The following is a 21677-nucleotide window of genomic DNA, read 5'->3' as shown; positions in this document are numbered from 1 at the left end:
TCTGCCAGGTGGCGATCGGACCTATTTCAGATATGCAGGTATCTGATCGGAATACGTTTTTGAAAGCGGCTCACAAGCGGGGCGGCACGGGCGGGAACGTGCTCTTGGCGGGGCAGGCCAGGCTGACGAACGTGGGGTGGGAGCCGTCGGTGAAAAGGCAGCCGAAGAAGTCGGACGCGACGGTGCGGCGGTCCAGAATGGCGTCGCCGGCCGGGCGACGGCCGGTGTCGACCCAGCGGATCAGGTCGTCGAAGCCCCGGGTCAGCTCGGCCTGGGTGAAGTCGCAGTGGCCGACGCCGCGGACGGCGCGGGAGACGAACAGGCCGGCGCGGCCGTTGGCGAGGGCACGCCGGGCGTACTCCTGCTCCATCGAGAACGGCACGAACAGGTCGCCGAGGTCGTGCAGGGAGAGGACCGGCACGGACGGGCGGCCCTCGACGCGCGGGATGCCGGCCAGGCCCGGGTCGGCGGTCGCGGTGTGCCGCACCCGTAGCACCTCGGCGTTCAGCCGCAGCTCGCCCACGGTGGGCAGGGGCCCGTCGGCCATCCGGTAGTAGGCGTACTGGTTGTCGGTGACGTTGCCGGGCGCGATCCCGCCGGTGCCGCCGGAGAGGCCCGGGTAGAGGCCGAACAGGAACGGCAGGTCGTTGTAGGGGGTCAGGGACGGCACCGCGTTCCAGTACGCGAACGCCGAGTCGAAGCCGGGCCGGGGGCCGCCGCTGAGGCGCTCGACCACCCGCGACCAGGCTCTGCCTGCCTGGGTGAGCACGGGCGCGCTGCCCGCTTTCACGCCGAGCGCGGCCGTGATCTGGGCGGCCTGCGCGCGCCACTGGACCGGGTAGTCCGCGGCCGGCGCCAGCGGGAAGTCGATCTTCACCCGGGTCAGGGCCGCCGCGGTCACGCCGGCACCCAGGAAGTAGTCGTAGAGCTTGGTGTCGCCGAGCACGCCGCAGTACGGCATGGCCGCGTCGAACGCGTGCGGGAAGCGCTCGATCGCCACCGCGGTGACGTGGCCGCCCATCGACTTCCCGCTCATCACCACCGAGCGGGCTCGCCGGCCGGTGACCTGCCGGAACGTGTCGATCAGCGCGTACGAGTCGCGGACGCCCTGGCCCACGTCGTACCCGTTGGTGGCGTAGCTGGAGGAGGCCCAGGCGAATCCGCTGTCGATGTAGTGCGCGCGCAGATCCGGATTGTCGGCGTAGACCACGTTGCCGGTGCCGCGGTAGCCGTGCGCGAAGATGACCAGCTTCCCGTTCCAGCGCAGCGGCACCTCAACGCGGTACCCGGCGCCGTCCTTGACTCCGGTGTAGACGCGGGAGACGGCCTTGCCGGAGGAGTCGGTGAGCGGGGTGAACGGCGCGCCGGAGACGTCGCAGGCCGGGTCGAGGACCAGGTATCCGGGGTGGGTCGTGCTGGGCGCGGGCGCGGCGCAGGCGGCCGGCGCCGCGGAGGCCGGCGCGTTCAGCGCGGTGACCAGGCCCAGCGCGACGGCGACGGCGGCGAGGCACTTCCGGCGCATGGTCATCGTGTTACCTCCCGGACAAATGAAATGGCCGGGCATCGACGTTTGTCAAGGACGGCGCCTCCGGGGTGGACAGCGTGGCGTCACACGGTGCGCAGCCGGACCGCGATGGTGTCGCCGTAGGTTACCGGATCGGCCCTGAAGCCCGGCGTGGTCACAACGACCTCGGCGAACCGGCCCCGCAGGCGACCGGCCCGGAGCACCGGGATCGGAGCGTCGTACCGCCGCCCCGGGGTGACCGTGACGGCCAGGGTGACGCCGGGGCCGAGCGTGGCGGTGCCGGCGTCGGCACGGGTTACGAAGGCGTGGTCAACACGCAACGATGTGAACGTGAACATTGTGCTACTTGCCAGTAGCGCACGTTCCGTCCGGGCGGTTTCGGCCCTAGCGTCCCGGTCGTGATGAAGACTCGCATCCCCGTCATCGCGATCGCGGCCCTGACGGCCGCCCTCACCGTCGCCGTCCCCGCGACCCCCGCCGCCGCCTCGAGCGGCACCCTCGAACTGCTCACCTACAACATCGCCGGACTCCCCGACATCCTGTCCAGCGCCGAGACCGACCGGAAGTCCGCCACGACCGCGATCGGTCAGCGGATCGGCGGCTACGACGTGATCAACGCGCAGGAGGACTTCAACTACCACGCCTACCTGTACGCGGCCGACACGCACGCCTACCGCACCCCCACCAGCGGCGGCGCGGGTATCGGCTCCGGCCTCAACACCCTTTCCGGGTACGCCTACGACACCGACGACTTCGAGCGGGTCCGCTGGAACTCCTGCCAGTACGACTCGGGGGACTGCCTGACCCCCAAGGGCTTCACCTTCGCGCGGGTCCGGCTGGCCGAGGGCGTCTATGTGGACCTCTACAACCTGCACACCAACGCCGGCACCAACGACGGCGACCTGGCGTCACGGGCCGACAACCTGAGCCAGCTCACCTCGTTCATCGGCACCCACTCGAACGGCAACGCGGTCGTCGTCATGGGCGACACCAACACCCGGTACACGCGCACCGGCGACACCATCGCCGAGTTCGTCGCGGCCAACGGCCTCACCGACGCCTGGGTCGAACTGGAGCGCGGCGGCGTCGCCCCGGCCAAGGGCTCCGACCCGCTGCTGTGCGCCGAGGACACCTGCGAGGTGGTCGACAAGATCCTGTACCGGGGCAGCCGGTTTGTCGGCCTGCGGGCGACGGCGTACCACAACGAGCACGCGTCGTTCCTCACCGGCGCCGGGCTGATGCTCTCCGACCACGACCCGATCAGCGTGGGGCTCTCCTGGACGACCGACACGGCGTACCAGTTCAGTGAGCAGTTCGGCGGCCCGCACGGCGACTACTTCAACGACATCGAGAGGTTCGACGCCCGGGTACGGACGATCGGGCTGCGCGCCGGCTCACGGGTCGACCAGGTGACCGTCGGCGGGCAGGCCCACGGAGGCACCGGCGGGACGGCGAAGTCGCTGACCCTGGGCAGCGGCGAATATGTGACCAGTGCCTATCTGTGCCGTGGGGTCTACAACTCGCACACCCGGATCTTCTACACCAGATTCACCACCAACCTGGGCAACACCCTGTCCGGCGGGACGACCACATCGGACTGTGTGACCCGCACGGCTCCCTCCGGTTGGCAGATCAGCGGCCTGCACGGGCGCGCGGGAGCCGAAGCCGACAAGCTGGGGTTCATCTACACCCGGTACTGATCCGTACGCTCGCGCCGCTCGGCGGGCTGCGGGAGGACCCCGGTCGGGGTTACCGTCCCGCAGCGGAGGTGGCGGCGTGAGTGACCGGACCGAGAGAGATCAATATCCAGGGATAGCGTACGGATTCGGCCGTCACCGGGGGCTCCTGGTGGACCGCAACGGCATCGAGGAGATCGTCTACGGCCGGGTCCTGCTCTACCTGGAGAAACCCGATGTCGACCTGATTCGCGTCCTGGCGCCGAGGCTGTCCGGGGTGATCGTCGAGGAGCCGGTCACCCCGTACGCCCCGGAGGCCCGGGCGCTCTGGGCGCTGCCCGTGCCGGTCCTGACCGGCATCCGGGTCGACGACAGCTGGCTCGACCACGAGGTGGTCGTCGACTTCGACGCGGCGATCACCGCACCGCCCGCCCCGTCCATCGCCGGCCTGCGGCTGCACGCCGAGGTGGCGTCCCTCGCCGAGGCGCGGGAGGCGGGCCATCTCGCCGACGGCTGGGCGCCGCTGCGGGCCGAGGACCTGCGCGCCCTGCCCGCGGCGGAGTGCGCCGAGCTGTGGCGCTTCTTCGCCGAGTCCGGGCGGCCGCTCCCCGCGATCCGTTACTTCGACGAGCCGGTCGGCGGGCCGCCCGCCGCCTCCCTGGGCCGGCGCGGGGTCCGCGTCCTGCACCCGGACGCTGTCGATTCCTTCCGGACGGTCGTGAGCGGCTGCCCGGACGACGACCCGCTGGTGATCCTGCCGATGGTGGCGACGCGTGAGGAGATCTCCGCGTTCGTGGCGGCCACCGGCACGCGCTGGCGGCTCGGCCTGGACATCGCCACCCCGGCCGCCGCGCTCGGCGTCGCCGATCTGGTCGACGACTGCCACCTGCTCTGCGTCAGCACGGGTGACCTGGCCCAGCACATCCTGGTCTGGGATCGCAGCGTCCGCAACGACCTGCTGCTGCCCCCGGACCGCCTGCCGCCCGTGGTCACCCAGCTCGTCGAGTGGGCCGCGTCGGTCGCGGTCGCCCGGTCGATCCCGTTCCGGGTGGCCCTCGACCTGCGACCGAGCCCGCGGCTGCACGACCAACTGGTCACCGCCGGCGTCCGGGACCTCGCCTGCCCGGCGCCGCTCATCCGCCACTGGCGCCACCTGCTCGACCGCGCCCACTGACCGGTCCGCACCGAGAGTCGTGCCGCCACGGTGCGAAATCCTCCTGATCCGTCGGGTACCAGGGCAACTCAGGACGCGTACGGTGGGAAGTGTCTCCCCGGAATGCACGCTCAGTAATGGCCGAGCAGAAAGGGATGGACGTGACCACCTGGACCACAACGGAACGGATCGAACTGGGCGGGGTCTACCTCGAGGGCGACCTCACTCTCGCCGAGCACGCCACGGGCATGGTCCTGTTCGCGCACGGCAGTGGAAGCTCGCGGTACAGCCCGCGCAATCGGGCCGTGGCCCGGGAGCTCAACCGCCGTGGCTTCGCCACGCTCCTGGCCGACCTGCTCGCGCCGGAGGAGGACAGCCGGCGGCGGCGCTTCGACATCGGGCTGCTCGCCGACCGCCTGGTCGGGATGATCGACTGGGTCGGGGCCCATCCGGCCACCGCGGGACTGCCGCTCGGGCTCTTCGGCGCCAGCACCGGGGGCGCGGCCGCGCTGGTCGCGGCGGCGGCGCGGCCCGACGACGTACGCACGGTGGTCTCCCGCGGCGGCCGCCCCGACCTGGCCGGTCCGGCCCTGATCGACGTGCGGTCCCCGACGCTGCTGATCGTCGGGGAGCGGGACGAGGCGGTGCTCGAGCTCAACGAGGAGGCCCGCAACACCATGCGGGTGCACGCCGAGCTACGGATCATCCCCTCCGCCACCCACCTCTTCGAGGAGCCCGGTGCCCTGGAGACGGTGGCCGACGAGGCGGGGGACTGGTTCGCGGCGTTCCTCACCCCGGTGCCGGCCAATCGGCACCCGGCCCTGGACCACGTCGCCGCGGCGCCGCGCTGGGGGTGAGTCGAGTGATCTTCCGGGACCGGACCGAGGCCGGGCGTCTGCTGGCCGAACGTGTCGCCGAGACGGTCGGCGAGGGCGAGCACGCCCTGGTGCTCGCGCTCCCGCGCGGCGGCCTGCCGGTCGCGGCGCCGATCGCGGAGCGGCTCGGCGCCGATCTGGACATCGTGGTCGTCCGCAAACTGGGCGCGCCGGGCTGGTCCGAGTTCGGCGTGGGTGCCATCGCCGAGGACGGGCCACCCGTCTACGACCGGGACAATCTGCGGTACGCCCGAACCACCGAGCAGGACATGGCGGAGACCCTGGCGGCCGAGCGCGCGGAGCTGCACCGCCGGGTGCACCGCTACCGGGGCAGTCGCCCCGCCCCACCGGTAACCGGCCGGGTCGTCGTCCTCGTCGACGACGGCCTGGCCACCGGGGTGACCGCGCACGCCGCCCTGCGCTGGATCCGCGGCCGGGATCCGGCCCGGGTGCTGCTCGCGGTGCCGGTCTGCGCGCCGCAGGCCCGGGATCTGCTCGCGCCGGAGACCGACGGGGTGATCTGCCTGAGCGCGCCGCCCGAGTTCTCCGCGGTGGGCTACTGGTACGAGGACTTCGGGCAGCTCACCGACGATGACGTGGACGAGGTGTTGCGGAGATTTCATCATGCGTTGAAATAGCCCCTCGACCTTCCGGAGGAATTCATCTAGCGTTGAGTTCAACACTTGATGAGTTTCCTGGAGGAACGATGGACACCGCGATCGAGGTCACCGGCCTCGTCGTCAGACGTGGGAAGAAGACGGTTCTCGACCACTTCGACTGCGCCGTCCCACGCGGCAGCGTCACCGGCCTGCTCGGCCCGAGCGGCAGCGGCAAGACCACCCTGATGCGCACCGTCGTCGGTGTGCAGGTCGTCGCCGCCGGCACCGTGACGGTCCTCGGCAGCCCGGCCGGTTCCCCGGTGCTGCGCAGCAAGATCGGCTACCTGACCCAGGCCCCCAGCATCTACGCCGACCTGACCGTCCGGGAGAACGCGCGCTACTTCGCCTCCCTCTACCGGCTCGGCAGGGACGCCGCCGACAACGCCGTCGAGACCGTCGGCCTGACCGGCGCCGCGAACCAGCTGGTCGCCGACCTCTCCGGCGGGCAGCGCAGCCGTGCCTCACTGGCCTGCGCCATCGTCGGCCGCCCCGAGCTGCTCGTGCTCGACGAGCCCACCGTCGGCCAGGACCCGGTGCTGCGCGACGAGCTCTGGGCGCACTTCCGCCGGATGGCCGCCGACGGCACCACCGTGCTGGTCTCCAGTCACGTGATGGACGAGGCGAACCGCTGCGACCGGCTGCTGCTGATCCGCGAGGGCGTGCTGATCGCCGACGACACCCCGGCCGGGGTCAAGAAGGCCGCCGGCAGCGACGACCTCGACCAGGCCTTCCTCAACCTGATCCGCGCGCACGAGAAGGTGGCGGCGTAATGATCCTCGCGAGCACGATCCGGCGGATCCTCACCCAGCTGCGGCACGACCCGCGCACCATCGCGCTGATCGTCGTGGTGCCGACGCTGCTGATCACCCTGATCTACTTCATGTACGACGACCAGCCCCGGGTCTTCGACCGCATCGCCCTGACGATGCTCGGCATCTTCCCGTTCATCGTGATGTTCCTGATCACCTCCATCGCGATGCTCCGGGAACGCACCAGCGGCACCCTGGAGCGGCTCTTCACCACCCCGGTCGGCAAGCTCGACCTGCTCTTCGGGTACGGCATCGCGTTCGGTGGGGCGGCCGCGATCCAGGCGGGGGTGGCCGCCGGCTTCGCCTACTGGGTGCTCGACATGAACGCCGCCGGCGGCCTCGGCCTGGTCGTGTTGATCGCGGTCGCCAACGCCGTGCTCGGGGTCGCGCTCGGCCTGCTGTGCAGCGCGTTCGCCCGCACCGAGTTCCAGGCGGTGCAGTTCATGCCGCTCGTGGTGGCACCGCAGTTGCTGCTCTGCGGGCTGTTCGTGCCGCGGGAGCGGATGGTCGGGTGGCTGCAGGGGGTCAGCGACGTACTGCCGATGTCGTACTCCGTGCAGGCGCTCACCGAGGTCGGCGCGCACTCCGAGCCGACCGGCACGATGTGGCGGGACCTGGCGATCGTGCTGGGCGCGGTCGTCGTCGCGCTCGCGGTGGGTGCCGCGACCCTGCGCCGCCGGACCGGATGACGATTGAACATTCTTCGACGTGGCCAGGGCCCGCTGCGCCGGCGCCGGTCAACGGCCCGGCGGCTTCAGGCCCGTCGCCAGGTTGAAGAATGTTCACTGGTTCGTACGCCGGATAGCGTTCCGTGCGGGCGATGTCCGTACCGGAAAGGGGTTCTTGATGGCACGACGGACCGGGCGCCGGCCCGGCAACCCGGACACCCGGGAGGCGATCCTCTCCGCCGCGCGAGCGGCGTTCGCCGACAAGGGTTACGACGGGGCCTCGATCCGTGCCATCGCCACCGGCGCCGGGGTCGACCCGGCGCTGGTGCACCACTACTTCGGCACCAAGGACAAGCTGTTCCTGGCCACGATGCAGGCCCCGATGGATCCGCTCGACGTGATCAGCGCGGCGGCCGAGGGGGATCGGAGCGAGGTCGGTGTCCGCTTCGTCCGGCTCTTCCTGCGGATCTGGGACGGGCCGGGCGGGGCGGCCGGGGTGGCGCTGCTGCGCTCCGCGGTCGGCACCGAGTGGACCACCAAGCTGTTCCGCGAGTTCGTGGTCACCCAGATCCTCCGCCGGGCGGTGCCCAAGCTCGGGCTCGACGAGGCGGAGGGGCGGCTGCGGGTCGCCCTGGCGGCCAGCCAGATGGTCGGGGTCGCGCTGGCGCGCTATGTGATCAAGGTGGAGCCGATGGCGTCGGCGCCGGCCGAGGCGATCGTGGCGGCGGTCGGGCCGTCGGTGCAGCGGTACCTGATGGATGACCTGCCGGGAGTCTTCGACGGCTGCGACCAGGCGCCGGAGCCGAGCACGGCCGGGACGGCGTGATCCGGGCGCGGTGAAAAGCGCTGTGGCGAATTCCTCAACTCCGGCCGCGGCGGCCGATGGTCAAGGCCGCCGCAAGATCAGGGAGTTGAGATGAGCATCAGCATCGGTACCTCGACCACGTCGTCCGCCTGGGAGACGCACGCCGCGTGGCTCCGGCTGCGCGCCGACTACCAGCCGCTCGTCGACCTGGCGGCCGCGGAGCGCCAGGGGCCGGACGGCGGCGGCCGCGGACGGCCGGACGTCGCCCGGGACACCGTTGTGGAGATGCCCTCCGCGGCACCCGCGGAGCACTGACGAGCCGTCGCCGGCCGGTGCGGTCAGTGGACCGTGGCGAGCGCCGCGGCGAGGACGTCCTTGGCGTCCTTCACGTCGACCTCGCACATCTGCAGCGGACCGCCGGTCTCGGTCAGGCGGGCCGCCTCCGGGCCCCCGGCGAAGAACGGCGCGAACCCCAGTTCCTGGATGATGTGGCAGGCGGCGTCGCGGGCGTCCCGCTGATCGGTGCAGACGTACTCGGCGAGCAGTGGGTCGTGGCCGCGCCGGCGGTCGAGCACCTCGGTCGAGATGGTGTTGAACGCCTTCACCCAGTGCGCCTCCGGCGCCAGGGCGATGAGTTGCTCGAAGCCGCTGGTGGTGAGGTCGGCGGTGGGATGGGCGGTCCCGGGCGCCTCGGGGACCCGGAGGAACGACGGGATGTCGAGAGTGGACGGGAAGCCGGGGGAGAACGATCCGAGACCGCTCGGGTCGGTCGTGCTCGACATCGGATCCGACATTGCATCCGACATCGCCGACGTGAGGATGGGTACGGGATTGGTGGCGTCGATGACGACCTTGCCGGCCATCGCGTCGTGCGCCAGGTCGATCGCTTCGCGGGCCGACTCCCAGTTCGGCGCGAAGAACAGCACGTCGCCGAAGGCCGCCGCCTCTGGGATGGTCATCGCCCGGATGTGCCCGTCGCCGTGCTCGACCAGGTCGGTCAGCCGGTCCGGATGCCGCGAGGTGACCGCGACGTCGTGCCCGTTCTCGGCGCACCATGTTGCGAGAGTGCCGCCGAGCTGTCCTGCCCCAATGACACCGATATTCATGATTTCAGGGTGCCCGGCGGATCACTCGTCCGGGTGGTGAACCCGGAAATTGCCGTACATCATCCGTAGCTCGACCGTGACCAGGTCGTCCACCAGGGCCTCCGGGTCGGTGGCCGCCGCGAACGCCGCGGAGCGCAGGTCGTCGATCATCGCCGCGAGGACGTGTGCCGCGGGTCCGTCCGGCGCGTGCCCGGCGGCCCGGTCCCGGGTGATCCGGGCGGCCAGCCGCTCGACGTGCGCCTCGCGCAGCGCGGCGCGCCACCGGGCGATCGGCGGGCAGCCGGGCGCGGCGGCGAGCGCCCCGGCCAGCAGCCGGCCCTGGTCGCGCCAGAGCGTGGCGAGCGCGGCGAGCGAGCGGCGCAGCGCCTCGGCGTCCGGGCCGGTGCCGTCCAGCCACGGCCCGGCGTCACGGCTCACCTCGCCGCTGAGGCCGTGCAGCAGCGCGACCACGACGGCGAGCTTCGAGTCGAAGTAGAAGTAGAAGCTGCTCCGGGAGATCTCCGCGCCGGCGGCCAGTTCGTCGATGGTGATGTCGGCGAGCGGCTTGCGGCTGAGCAGGTCCCGGGCGGTGTCCAGGATCGCCTTCTCGCGCAGGTCGCCCTTGCTGGGACCGCGGCGGCGGCCGGCGGGGGCAGGACTCATGAGGATCACGGTAACGCGGATAACAGTGCGGAGTCGACGCGGTGTCGACTTTTTCGACGTACTGTCGATCACTACCGACGTACCGTTAGGAGTGCCCTCATGCAGGAGATCCGTCTCGCCAGCCGGCCCACCGGGTGGCCGACCGCCGACAACTTCGAGCTGGCCGAGCTCCCCACCCCTGCCCCGGGCCCGGGGCAGGTGCTGATCCGCAACCGGTTCATGTCCGTCGACCCGTACATGCGGGGACGGATGAACGACGTCGAGTCGTACGTCGCGCCGTTCGAGATCGGCAAGGCGCTCGACGGCGCGGCGATCGGCGAGGTCGTCGCCTCGAACGCGGAGCAGGTTCCGGTCGGCGCGACCGTGCTGCACGGGCTGGGCTGGCGCGACTTCGCGGTGGCCGACGCGGCGCACGTGCGGGTGGTCGACCCGGCCGCCGCGCCCACCCTCTCGGCCTACCTCGGGCTGCTCGGCATGACCGGTCTCACCGCGTACGTCGGACTGCTCGACATCGCGCAGTTCCGCGCGGGCGACGTCGTCTTCGTCTCGGGCGCCGCCGGTGCCGTGGGCAGCGTGGTGGGCCAGATCGCCCGGCTCCGCGGGGCCAAGCGCGTGATCGGCAGCGCCGGCTCCGCGGAGAAGGTCCGCCACCTCGTCGACGACCTGGGCTTCGACGCCGCCTTCAACTACAAGGACGCCCCGGTGCGGCAGCAACTGCGCGACGCGGCGCCGGACGGCATCGACGTGTACTTCGACAACGTCGGCGGCGACCACCTCGAGGCCGCGATCGGCTCGCTGAACAAGTTCGGCCGGGTGGCCCTCTGCGGCGCCATCGCCCAGTACAACGAGACCTCCGCGCCGGCCACCCCGCGCAACCTGGCGCTGGCGATCGGCAAGGAGCTCAACCTCCGCGGCTTCATCGTCGGCAACCACCGCGACCGGATGCCGGAGTTCGTCGCGGAGGTCGGCGGCTGGTTGCGGGCCGGCGAGATCGAGTCCCGGGAGACCGTGGTCGAGGGTCTGGCCGCCGCCCCGGAGGCGTTCCTCGGGCTGATGCGCGGAGAGAATACCGGCAAGATGGTCGTCAAGCTCGGCTGATCGGGTGAAAAGCCCCGGATGTATCCGGGGCTTCACCCGCCGGCCGCGTAGAGTTGATCTTACGGATACGGACCGTCCGGCTATCGGTACTCATCCGTATGGACGACGTCACTGACGGAAAGCAGACACTAGCGTTCCGGTGTGGCAAATCGGTTCCAACTTTGGGGACAAGCGGGCTGGGCGAGCGCCGAGGTGGTCGGCGAGACCCACTACGCGAAGGCGATCCGCGCGCTCTTCGGCGACGGCTTCAACCCACAGGGAACCGACATAACCGTGCCGGTCCTGCTGAAACCCGACCGCAGCAATCGCCACGACCGCAACGCCGTCGGCGTCTGGTCGGACCACGCCCTGCTCGGCCACCTGCCCCGTCCCGAGGCCGCGCGGTATATCAGCGTGATCGCCGCGCTGGCCAAGCGCAACCTGGACCCCGAGGTCAACGCGCAGATCCACGGCCGCGAGTGGGGTGAGTACGACGGCCGCCCGCCCGCCTTCGTCGGCACCATCCGCCTCGACCTGGCCGAGCCGCACATGCTGGTGCCGGCGAACGACCCGCCCGTCCACGAGCACCGGTTGCTGCCGACCGGGTCCGCGCTCCAGGTCAGTGGCCAGGAGCAGCACCTCGACGCGCTGGTCCCGTTCCAGCGGCCGGAGGGCGAGTGCTGGGCCTACGTGACCCTGCACGAGATGGCCGACCACCTGGTCGAGGTGCGCCTCGGTGATACCAGGATCGGCGACCTGAGCCCGAAGATGAGCTTTGAGCTCACCCCGGTTCTGCGTTACCAGGCCGAGCGGGGCCTGGTCGTGGCCGCCCGCGCGGTGGTCAAGAGCAACGCCGTCAAGACCGAGGTGCTGCTCTACGTCGCCCGGATCCAGGACCTGCCGGAGGCCTGGACCGGCCCGGCCGGACGGGGCGCCACGAGTGGCCGGGTCACGCCGGTCTCCCCGCCGCCGGCCACCACCCAGGTGGTGCCGACCACGTCCGGCCCCGACCTGCCGGGCGCCGGCACCTCCGCCATGCCGAGCTGGATGAACTCCAGCGACGCCATGCCCACCTGGGCGTCCGCGCCCAGCGACGCGCAGCCCACCTGGATGGACCGCAGCGAGCTGGTGCCGACCTGGGTGCAGCCCAGCGGCGCGGTGCCGGGCTGGGCCGCCTCGGTCAGTGGCCCGGTGCCGACCATCGCCGGCCGGACCCAGGTCGAGGAGCCGGTCGTCCCCGGCGTCGCGGCGCCGCCGATCCCGGGCGTGCCGACCTCGCCGGTCTCCGGGTTCTCGAGCGCGCCGGTCTCCGGCGTCTCCAGCTCGCCCGTCTCCGTCGGCGGTAACGTCTCGATCAGCCCGGCCGCCCCGAACGTGGGCGGTCCGTCGGCCGCCATGTTCGGCGGCACCGGCGAGATCGCCGAGACCACGGTCATCCCGGCGCTGTCCGCGGTGGTCTCGAACCGGCAGGGGACCTCCGCGTCCGGGTCCGCCCCGGTGTCGTCGGTTCCCGAGATCACCCGGCACGCGCCGATCCCGCCCGCGCCCACCGGGATCAAGTTCCAGGTCCCGCCGGGTTGGCCCGCCCCGCCGGACGGGTGGTACCCGCCGGAGAGCTGGCAGCCGGACGCGACCTGGCCGCCCGCGCCCGCGGGCTGGCAGTGGTGGGTCCCGACCTGGGAGTGAAGTCCTCGGGCTGCTGGGGCCCATGTGGCTCCAGGATTGCCCGATCCGTGCGGAACGTCGGATTAACCCGAAAAAACGCCACCATCCGGCCCGTGGCCTTGCTGGAATGGGAAAATGCGGTGGGATCAATCGGACGGGTCGACCGGGCGGCCTGAGGCCCGAGTGCGGGCGACGCTGGACGCGTGGCGGGACGGTCTGCTCGACCTGACCGGCGCCAACCCGCTGATCGACGTGCGGGCGATGACGCCGGCGACGGTGGAGATCGTCAGCCCGTCACCGCGCAGCGTGGTCGAGGCGCTCCAGCAGGGCCGTGAATGCGGCTTCCTGGGCATCGAGGAACAGGCCGAAGGCCCGCGGCCACGGGCCGCGAACGTGTTCCAGACCGCGCTGGACGACGCCGAGATGGACGCCACGCTGCGGACCCTGCGCCGGACCGCCGGCCGTGACCTGCTCGAGAACGGCGTCACCACGCTCTACCTGTGCGTCGGCATGATCCGCTGGCAGGACGGGCCGAACGAGCGTCTCAGCCCGATCCTGCTGATCCCGGTCGACCTGGTCATCCCGGACCCGCGGGACTACCCGCGGCTGCGGGTCCGTGCCGAGGACCCGCTCGTCAACCCGGCGCTCGACATCTGCCTGCGCCGGCACCGCATCGAACTGCCCGCCGTGGACAGCCTGGCCGCCCTGGACATCACGGTCTACTGGGCCCACCTGGACGCCGCGCTCGCCGACCACCCGAACTGGAACGCGGACGAGGCGGTGCTGCTCGCCCGGTTCGCCGTGCACCGCGAGGTGATGTACACCGACCTGCTCGAGAACGAGCAGCGGATCGCCGGTAACCCGGTGATCCAGGCGCTGACCGGTGAGCCCGGGGTGCAGCCCGACATGTTCGGGTTCGACGTGATCCCCGGCCGCCGGATCGACGAGGTGGCCAGCCCGGACGACGTGCCGCTGGTGCTGGACGCCGACGCCGCGCAGCGGGCCTGCGTCGTCGCGGCCCTGCAGGGGAACACCTTCGTGATGCGCGGCGCGCCCGGCACCGGCAAGTCGCAGACCATCGCCAACATGATCGGCAGCCTGCTGCACGCCGGTCGGCGGGTGCTGTTCGTCTCCGAGAAGGCCGCGGCCCTGGACACGGTCCGGGACCGCCTCCAGCCCATCGGCCTGCACGACTACCTGCTCGAACTGCACAGCGGCCGAAGCGGCCGGGAACACGTGGCGGCCAGCCTGGCCGCCGCGCTCGACTTCATCCCGCTGCCGCCGCCGGACCTCTCCACCGACGAACGCGAGGCGCTGCGCGAGCACCGGCAGCGGCTGAACGCGTACGCGGAGGCGATGAACGAGGTCCGCGAACCGCTCGGTCACCGCCTGCACGACGTGCTCGGCATGTGCGCCCAGATGACCGACGTGCCGCAGGCCCCGGCCCCGCCTGAGCTGCCGCTGCCGCTCACCACCGAGTCGTTGCAGCAGGTGCGGGACGCCGCCGAACGACTCGGCCAGGCCTGGCGCCCGGCCCGCGACGGCGACGACTACCTCTGGCGCGACGTGATCGACCACAATCGGCTGGACGCCCGGCTGCACCAGGCTCGGACGGCCCTGGAGCAGCTGACCGAGGCGATCGAACGGGACCCGTTCGCCGAGGCTTTCATGATCGGCTCCATCGGTGAGGCGATCACCCTGACCACCCTGGCCGGGCATGCCGCCCGGCGCCCGGCCGAGGCGCCCGACGAGTGGCTCACCATGCCCAGCCTGGAGCCGGTGGCCCGCGCCGCCGAGGGCCTGCTGCACCACCTCAAGGCGCTGCACCAGGCCGAGGAGGCGGTCCGGGCCCGCACCGGGGTCACCTGGAGCGCGCTGCCCGCCCCCGGCAGACTGCCGGTCATCCCGAGCCTGGCCCACCTCAAGCCGCCCGCGGTCGACCTGCTGCCGCTGACCGCGGCCCAGGCCCGCGGCCTGGCCCGCCGCTTCGCCGACGACGCCGACCGGCTCGAGCAGCACCAGCACAGCTTGGACCGGGTCACCGCCCGGCTCGGACTGCCCAACGTGGTCGCGTTCGCCGACCTGCCCCGGCTGGCCGTCATCGTCGACCTGCTGTCGCGCCCGGACAAACCGGAGCCGGGCTGGTTCGACAGCGACGGCGCCGGCGCCGCGCACGCCGCGATGCGGAACCTGCGACGCGTCGTCAACGTGGTGAAGGCCGCCGAGGCCCGGGCCCGCGAGCACTTCAGCGAGAACGCCCTGACCGGGCCGGTGGATGAGCTCGCTGAGCGGTTCGCCCATGAGCACAAGGGGATCCGGAAGCTGCGGGCGCCGTACCGGCGGGACAAGAAGGCGGCCGCGGAGATCGCCCGGCCGGACGTCAAGCGCTCCGAGGCGGTCGCCCACCTGGACGCGGCCGCCGCCTGGAAACGCGCCCTCGACGAGCTGAACGAGACCGAACAGGAGTACGCCGGCCTGCTCGGCAGACACTGGAAGCGGCTGGACACGGACTTCGAGGCGATCGAGCGGGCGCTGCAGACCACCGGGGAGGCGCTGCGGATCACCCCGCCCGAGGCGCTGCCCACACTCATCGAGCGGATCTGCGCGCCCACCCCGAACAGCGCGATCATCCGGATCGTCGGCGAGGCCGGCAGGGAGTTCGACCGCTGGGTCAACACGCTGCGCCCACCACCCGAGCCCGGGCCCCGTCCGCAGCTCGCCACCGGCCTGATCCACGACGCGATCCTCTGGCTGCGAGCCCACGTCGAGCCGTTCACGGCGGTCGGGGACCTGGTGCAGGCGTACAGCGGTGCGGCCGCCCGGGACTTCACCCTGGCCGAGTCGGCCGCGGTCGGTCTGCTGCGGGAGAACGCGTCGGAGGCGGCCGCGGCGCTGTCGGCCTCCGCTCAGGAGTACGCGAAGGTCCTCGGCAGGGGCTACCGCGGCACCCAGACCGATGTGGAGGCGCTCGCCACCGCGATGTCCTGGACCGCCGAGGCCCGGCGGCTCCGCAACGGAGCCGACATCCCGTTCACCGCCGAGCAGGCCGAGCTGCTGGGCCGCGCGCGCCCCACCGACGTCCTGCCGGCCCGGGTCGCCGAGTGGCAGTCCGCCCGGGACTGGATCCTGCGCGCCTTCGCACCCAGCCGGCACCCGGCGCTCAGCAGCGCGCTGGACGACCTGGAGACCGCCCGCGAGCTGCTGCTCGAGCTCCTCGCCGACAGCCGGGGCCAGCAGGAGTGGTTCGACTACCAGACCGCCCGCGCGGTGCTGGCCGAACACGGCCTGGACACCGTGGTCGACTTCTGCGCCGAGGCGGACCTGCCGGTCGAGCAGATCCTGCCGGTCCTCGGGCGCGCCCTCTTCCAGTCCTGGGCCGACGCGGTCATCCGGGAGGACGAGCGGCTCGTCCCGTTCGACGGGATCTCCCGGGACCGCCTGGTCGACGAGTTCCGGCTCTGGGACGCCGGGCTCCAGCGCGCCGCCGCGGGCGAGGTGATGAACGCGGTCGACGCGCAACAGCCGGCCGAGATCGCGGCCGGCGAGGTCGCGGTGCTGCGCGCGGCCGCCGCCGCAGGGGTTCGCTGCCCGCCCGTGCGGGAGCTGCTGGCCCGCACCCCGCAGGCGGCGACGGCCGTGAAGCCGTGCCTGGTGATGTCCCCGGCCGACGTGAGCCGTCTGCTCCCCGCCGACCTGAACTTCGACGTGGTGATCATCGACGAGGCCTCCCGGGTGCCGGTGCCGGACGCGATCGCCTGCGCCTACCGTGGCAACGCCCTGGTGATCTGCGGCGACGACCGGCAGCTGCCGGCCACCCCGATCCCCGGCGGCGACCCGCGCTCGATCCTCGAACTGGCGCTCAGCCGCGGCGCGTTCCGGGTGCTCGACCTGACCACCCACTACCGCAGCCGGGACGAGTCGCTGATCGCGTTCGCCAACCACGCCTTCTATCAGGGCCGGCTGAACACCTTCCCGGCGTTCGCGCCGGCCGGCCCGGACGCCGGCGTCCAGCTCTTCCCGGCCGGCGACGAGATGCCGATGGCCGAACTGGTCGCGGCCCGGGTCGCGCACCACCTCGTCACCCGGCCGAACCTCAGCCTCGGTGTCGTGGTGTGCACGGCGAAGGACGCGTACGACGTCGAGGCCGCGGTCGCGGACATGGTCGTGCCGCCCGAGGCCGACCGGCTGCGCGGCTTCTTCGTCAAGGAACTGGACGCCGTCCAGGGCGACGAGCGGGACGTGATGATCTTCGCGATCGGCGACGACCTGGGCGGCCTGCAGGGCCGGGAGGGCTGGCGCCGGCTCAACGTGGCGACCACCCGCGCCCGCCGCCGCCTCGAGGTGGTGTCCGCGATCCGGGCCGGCGAACTGCCGGACACCGATGACAGCCTGCGGCACCTGGCCGTGTTCCTGGACTACGCGGCCCGCGGGATCACCGCGCTCGGCCTGCGGGAGCCGCACCCCGACGAGTTGCAGACCCCGTTCGAGGACTCGGTGTACGACGTCGTCAGCGGCTGGGGTTACCAGGTGCAGACCCGGGTCGGCGCCGGCGCGTTCCGGATCGACCTCGCGGTGCGCCGCTCGGCGCGGCGCCACGCGCCCTATGCCCTCGGCATCGAGTGCGACGGTACGACGTACGACTCGGCGCCCACCGCCCGGGACCGCGACCGGATCCGGGAGCAGGTGCTCGACGGCCTGGGCTGGAAGCTGCACCGGATCTGGGGCACCGCCTGGTATCTGGACCGCGAACGGGAGGAGACGCGGCTGCGGGCGGCGATCGAGGCCGCGTTCGCGCAGCTGCCCGATGAGGAGGCGCCGGAGCTGTCGATCAGCGTGGGCCTCGCGCAGGCGCCGGAGGGCCCCGCCGAACACCCGGTGGCCGAGGCGGCCGAGGGCTACGTCGCCGGATACGCCGCCACGTCCGCGCAGGCCGAGGCCGCCACCCCGCTGATGTACGACGTGAACGCCGTCACCGAGACGGGTTTCGCGCCGGCCCACGGGCCGTCCGGCCCCGAACCCGGCCAGGCCGACACCGTCGACGCGCTGTTCACCGTCGAGTCGGACCTGGCCGCCGCTGGGTTCCCCGACTCCGTCAGCATGGCCGATGCTGGTCAGCAGGGGCCGGTCACCGGCCCGGAGCGGGAAGAGCCGGCCGAGCGCGGGGCCCTGGCCGGCATCGCCGCCCAGTTCGCCTTCGCCCAGGCCGGCGCGGAGGAGCTCGCCACCGCCGAGGCCTATCTGGACACCGAGCTGGAGACGACGGTCGCCCGGTTGAGCGACGGCGAGGGCGTACCCGCCGAACCGCCGGTCGGCGCACACCCGGCGATGCACCGGGCCGACGAGCCGGCCGCCAGCCGGGACGACCTCACCGAGGTCGCCGAGCGCTTCGGGGTCGACACCGAGGAGTTGGCCGCGGCCGCCGCCCAGTTCCTGGCCGGCCTGGACGACACCGTGGAACCGGTCGACCGGCTCAGCGCGATCTCCCAGCTCCGCGCGGAGATGACCGGATCCACCGGCGCCGCCGCCGGGGTGGCCGAGCGGTTCGTCCGGCCCGTCACGCCCGAGCGGCCCGCGTGGTACCGCGAGATCGAACAGCAGCACGAGGTCGCCGAAGGGGTCGTCGAGTTCGAGGAGACGATGGCCGCCCCGCCCGCTTGGACCCACACCGCGGCGGTCCCGCAGACCGGTGCGGACGGTGACGTCCCGGCCCGGACGGCGGAGGCGACCGCCGAGGCGGTGCCGCAGACCGGCGAGTGGGTTCACCCGTACCGGAAGGCGACCCTCGCACCGCTCGGGCCCAGCGCCTCCCTCACCGACCCGGCCCTGCGCCCCGATCTGATCGCTGCCGTGCGGCGCCTGGCCGAGGTCGAGGGGCCGGTGCACATCAGCGTCGCCCTGCAGCGGATGCGCGAGGAGTGGGGCCTGGCCCGGATCACCCGCCCGGCCCGCGCCGTGATCGAGGCCGTGATCGAGGAGGCCGGAGTGATCTGGGACGGCAGCTTCCTCGACGACCCCGGCCGGGAGGTCCCGGAGGTCCGGTACCGCACCGACGACGTGGCCCGCCGGGCCGACCAGGTCGCCGACGCCGAGCTGACGGTCGCGTGCGAGCACCTGGTGATCGACGGCGGGGTCGTGTCGGTGGACACCGTGCTCGCCGAGGTGACCAGCCTCTACGGCTGGCCGGTACGCCGCTCCACCGACTTCGACGCCCGCCTGACCGGGCTGCTGGCCGACCTGGTCGCGGAGGGGCATCTCCGGCAGCAGCCCGACGGCCTCTCCGCCGCTCACGGCCTGCCGGACGCCGCCGGGCTGCCCCGCCACGAAGCGGCTCGCCGGCACGCGCACCGCTGACGATCCGCTCCCTGGAGCACCGGCCGCCCCGCCCACCACGGGGCGGCCGGTGCGTGAATTCCGGAGGATTTTCGCGGCTGCCCGGAAATGATCGAATCGGGTCGAGCCGGGCGTGATCTACCTGCGGAAATGGCTAACAGGAAAACGATAGGTTAACTGCGGGAAATCGGTTACCGCGAGCATTGATGAATAGCGGGAATGGATTACCGTGGCGGCGTGCCAGCGGTCTTGGAAGCGACCAGGAACACCACCCGCAGCCTGGTCCGGAACGAAACTCCCGCCCGCCTGCGGCTGTGGGCGGCGCTGGTGGTCCTGGCGGCCACCGCCCTGCTCGTCGCGACCAGCCTGGTGATGGCCCGGGTGCAGGACCAGGTCCGGATCATCGGGCGGGAGGCCGCCCCGCAGGCGGCCACCGCGGCCGACCTCTACTTCGCACTCAGCGACATGGACGCGCAGGTCACCCGGCTGCTGCTGACCGGCGACTCGGACGCGCTGGCGGGCACCCGGGTGGACGCCCAGGGCGCGTACCGGGAACGTTCCCGCCAGGTCGACGCGGACCTGCACCGGTCGCTGACCACCGCGGCCGGCGCGTCGGAACGGGCCGTCGCCCTCGACCTGCTGGACGGCCTCGCCGTCTACCGCCAGCGGGTCGGCCAGACGATCGCCGCGGCCGGTGGCGGCGCTCCGGCGAAGACTCCCGGCACCCTCCCGCCGGACGCCCTCGGCTACTACACGCAGGCGACGAACATCGTGCACCTGCGCCTGCTCCCGGCCGCCCAGCAACTCCGCGACGCCGCCACCGCCCGGCTCGACCTGGCCTACGCCGACAAGCGCGTCACCGAGTCCACCGGCTACACCCTGGCGCTCCTGCTCGGCGGCGCCCTCCTGACCCTCCTGATCGTCCTGCAGGTCTGGCTGGCCCGCCGGTTCCGCCGGTCGTGGAATCCGGCGCTGCTCACCGCCACGGTGCTGAGCCTGCTGCTCGTGCTCGCCTCGATGCTCGTGCTCAGTGCCCAGGCCGGCCGGATGTCCAGCGCCCGCGCGGACGACCTGAACCCCTATCTCGCGCTGTCGCGCCTGCGCGCGGTCGGCTACGACGCCGCCGCCGACACCAGTCGTTACCTGGTCAGTGCCAATCTGGCGCTCTACGAGGACGGCTTCACGAGCAAGTCCGGTCAGTTGAGCGCGGAGCTCGGCGGGCTGGGCGGGGCCGAGACGCTGCGGCGCTGGGAGTCCTACCGGCGGGATCACGAGAAGGTGGTCGCGCTGGCCGGCACCGGCCGCACCGCGGCGGCGGTGGACGCGCTGACCGGCATCCGGCGCGGCGACGCGGCGTTCGACTTCGCCTACTTCGACGCCGAGGTGGGTGCCGTCACCGACGTACGCAAGCAGGGTTTCGACCGTGCCCTGCGCGGCGCGGAACACACGCTGCGCGGCTGGGTGATCATCCCGCTGGTGGTTCTCGGCCTGGTCGTCGTGCTGGTTCCGCTCGGCGTCCGCCGCCGGCTGGCCGAATACCGCTGAGAGGTCCGAGATGAAGAGAGCATCGGCGGCCGCCCTCGCCGCCCTCCTGCTGCTCGCCGCCTGCGACGAACCGGAGCGGGCCGCCGACCCGGTTCCGTGCGCGGCCGGCTCGGCGGCCGGTCAGGGGTCGTCCGCGCAGGCCAACGCGGTCAACGAGTGGATCAAGCAGTACCAGATCGCCTGTGCGTCGGCGGCCGTCGAGTACGCGAGCGTCGGCTCCGGCGCCGGCGTGCGAACGTTCCTGGCCGGGACCGGCGACTTCGCCGGCACCGACGCCGCGCTCGGTGACGCCGACCGGTCCGCCGCCGCGACCCGCTGCGGCGGCGAACCGGCTGTGCACCTGCCGATGGTGATCGGCCCGATCGCGCTGGCCTACAACGTGGCCGGCGTCGGTGAGCTGCGGCTCGCGCCGGCCACCATCGCGAAGATCTTCAACGGCGGGATCACCGCCTGGAACGACAAGGCGGTCGCCGCGGACAACCCGGGCGTGGTGCTGCCGGCCACCCCGGTCCGGGCCGTGCACCGGCGGGACGGCTCGGGCACCACGGCGAACTTCACCCGGTTCCTGGCCGGTACGGCGAAGGCGGACTGGCCCTACGAGCCGGCCGGCGCCTGGCCGGCTCCGGGTGGGGTGGCGGTCAGCGGCAGCGACCGGCTGGTCTCGGCGGTGGCCCGGACGGACGGCGCGATCGGGTACGTCGAGGCCTCCTACGCCCGGGTCGACGAGCTGGCCACGGTGCTGGTCGGGGACGCGCGCGGCGACTTCGTGCCACCGACCGACGAGGCGGCGGCGGCCGCGGTGGCCACCGCGACACCGGCCGGTGGTGACGATCTGCGGCTCGAATTGAACTACGCCGACTTGTACGGTGGTGCCTATCCGCTGGTGCAGGTGACGTACGAGGTGGTGTGCCGGTCGGGCGCGTCGGCGGTGGCGCGCGGCTTCCTGGCGTACGCGGCCAGCCCGGCGGGTCAGGCCGCCGCCGGCGCGGCCGGGTACGCGCCGCTGCCGGACACGCTGCGCGAGCGGGTCGCCGCGGTGGTCGCCAACCTGCGGTAACTCCCGGTGTTTGCGCTCACAAGCACAAACTTCCGGCATTACTCTGGAGCTCAGGATCGAGTAAGGTGAGCGCTAACATTCCGGA

At 72.5% G+C, this 21677-nt stretch carries 17 protein-coding genes; 13 read left to right on the top strand and 4 right to left on the bottom strand.

The genetic code is table 11. The annotated features are described in order from the left end of the window. Positions 1 to 70: 70 nt before the first annotated feature. Positions 71 to 1528 carry a phthalyl amidase gene (locus tag CHC09_RS18430; RefSeq protein WP_089294363.1) on the bottom strand — a complete coding sequence of 486 codons (1458 nt, stop codon included), beginning with the start codon at positions 1526 to 1528 and terminating at the stop codon, positions 71 to 73. Between the two features lie 80 nt (positions 1529 to 1608). Next, positions 1609 to 1845 carry a hypothetical protein gene (locus tag CHC09_RS18425; protein ID WP_179277168.1) on the bottom strand — a complete coding sequence of 79 codons (237 nt, stop codon included), beginning with the start codon at positions 1843 to 1845 and terminating at the stop codon, positions 1609 to 1611. A gap of 81 nt (positions 1846 to 1926) precedes the next feature. Between CHC09_RS18425 and CHC09_RS18420 the strand changes: the two genes are divergently transcribed. From CHC09_RS18420 to CHC09_RS18385, 8 genes are all read left to right on the top strand, one after another. After that, the gene (locus CHC09_RS18420; RefSeq protein WP_089294581.1) at positions 1927 to 3225 is read left to right on the top strand and encodes a jacalin-like lectin; all 1299 of its coding nucleotides are present in this window, start codon (positions 1927 to 1929) and stop codon (positions 3223 to 3225) included. A 76-nt stretch (positions 3226 to 3301) separates the two neighbouring features. Further along, on the top strand, positions 3302 to 4375 hold the full coding sequence (locus CHC09_RS18415) for a putative PEP-binding protein (protein ID WP_143232410.1): 1074 nt from the start codon (positions 3302 to 3304) through the stop codon (positions 4373 to 4375). Between the two features lie 116 nt (positions 4376 to 4491). Next, positions 4492 to 5211: a dienelactone hydrolase family protein gene (locus tag CHC09_RS18410; protein WP_373871935.1), complete on the top strand. Its 720-nt coding sequence runs from the start codon at positions 4492 to 4494 to the stop codon at positions 5209 to 5211. A gap of 5 nt (positions 5212 to 5216) precedes the next feature. Continuing rightward, a complete protein-coding gene (locus CHC09_RS18405) occupies positions 5217 to 5867 on the top strand; it encodes a phosphoribosyltransferase (protein ID WP_089294361.1) in 651 nt (216 codons plus the stop codon). A gap of 68 nt (positions 5868 to 5935) precedes the next feature. Then, positions 5936 to 6658: an ABC transporter ATP-binding protein gene (locus CHC09_RS18400; RefSeq protein WP_089294360.1), complete on the top strand. Its 723-nt coding sequence runs from the start codon at positions 5936 to 5938 to the stop codon at positions 6656 to 6658. Continuing rightward, positions 6658 to 7386 carry an ABC transporter permease gene (locus CHC09_RS18395; RefSeq protein WP_089294359.1) on the top strand — a complete coding sequence of 243 codons (729 nt, stop codon included), beginning with the start codon at positions 6658 to 6660 and terminating at the stop codon, positions 7384 to 7386. The genes CHC09_RS18400 and CHC09_RS18395 overlap by 1 nt, the downstream gene beginning before the upstream one ends. Before the next feature lie 157 nt (positions 7387 to 7543). After that, entirely contained in the window at positions 7544 to 8191 is a 648-nt protein-coding gene (locus CHC09_RS18390; RefSeq protein ID WP_089294358.1) for a TetR/AcrR family transcriptional regulator, read from the top strand. Between the two features lie 90 nt (positions 8192 to 8281). Beyond that, the gene (locus CHC09_RS18385) at positions 8282 to 8485 is read left to right on the top strand and encodes a hypothetical protein (RefSeq protein WP_089294357.1); all 204 of its coding nucleotides are present in this window, start codon (positions 8282 to 8284) and stop codon (positions 8483 to 8485) included. 23 nt (positions 8486 to 8508) lie between these two features. On the opposite strand, the gene CHC09_RS18380 is transcribed toward CHC09_RS18385, so the two are convergent. Next, positions 8509 to 9276: an NADPH-dependent F420 reductase gene (locus CHC09_RS18380; protein WP_089294356.1), complete on the bottom strand. Its 768-nt coding sequence runs from the start codon at positions 9274 to 9276 to the stop codon at positions 8509 to 8511. A gap of 21 nt (positions 9277 to 9297) precedes the next feature. Then, complete coding sequence (locus CHC09_RS18375; RefSeq protein WP_089294355.1) at positions 9298 to 9918, bottom strand: TetR/AcrR family transcriptional regulator; 621 nt, start codon at positions 9916 to 9918, stop codon at positions 9298 to 9300. A 99-nt stretch (positions 9919 to 10017) separates the two neighbouring features. On the opposite strand from CHC09_RS18375, the gene CHC09_RS18370 reads away from it, so the two are divergent. The 5 genes from CHC09_RS18370 (at position 10018) to pstS (ending at position 21592) form a co-directional block, all read left to right on the top strand. Next, complete coding sequence (locus CHC09_RS18370) at positions 10018 to 11016, top strand: NADP-dependent oxidoreductase (protein WP_089294354.1); 999 nt, start codon at positions 10018 to 10020, stop codon at positions 11014 to 11016. 141 nt (positions 11017 to 11157) lie between these two features. Continuing rightward, positions 11158 to 12681: a hypothetical protein gene (locus tag CHC09_RS18365; protein WP_143232409.1), complete on the top strand. Its 1524-nt coding sequence runs from the start codon at positions 11158 to 11160 to the stop codon at positions 12679 to 12681. 114 nt (positions 12682 to 12795) lie between these two features. Continuing rightward, positions 12796 to 19011, top strand: a complete 6216-nt coding sequence (locus CHC09_RS18360) for a DUF3320 domain-containing protein (protein WP_089294352.1) — start codon at positions 12796 to 12798, stop codon at positions 19009 to 19011. A gap of 216 nt (positions 19012 to 19227) precedes the next feature. Beyond that, entirely contained in the window at positions 19228 to 20535 is a 1308-nt protein-coding gene (locus CHC09_RS46355) for a hypothetical protein (RefSeq protein WP_089294579.1), read from the top strand. 10 nt (positions 20536 to 20545) lie between these two features. Further along, positions 20546 to 21592: a phosphate ABC transporter substrate-binding protein PstS gene (gene pstS / locus CHC09_RS18350; protein ID WP_089294351.1), complete on the top strand. Its 1047-nt coding sequence runs from the start codon at positions 20546 to 20548 to the stop codon at positions 21590 to 21592. Positions 21593 to 21677 lie beyond the last annotated feature (85 nt).

Origin of the sequence: Actinoplanes regularis, from assembly GCF_900188005.1 — a bacterium.
GTDB lineage: Bacteria > Actinomycetota > Actinomycetes > Mycobacteriales > Micromonosporaceae > Actinoplanes > Actinoplanes regularis.
Note: the sequence above shows the minus strand (reverse complement) of the source record. Positions and strands in the feature narration are given on the sequence as shown.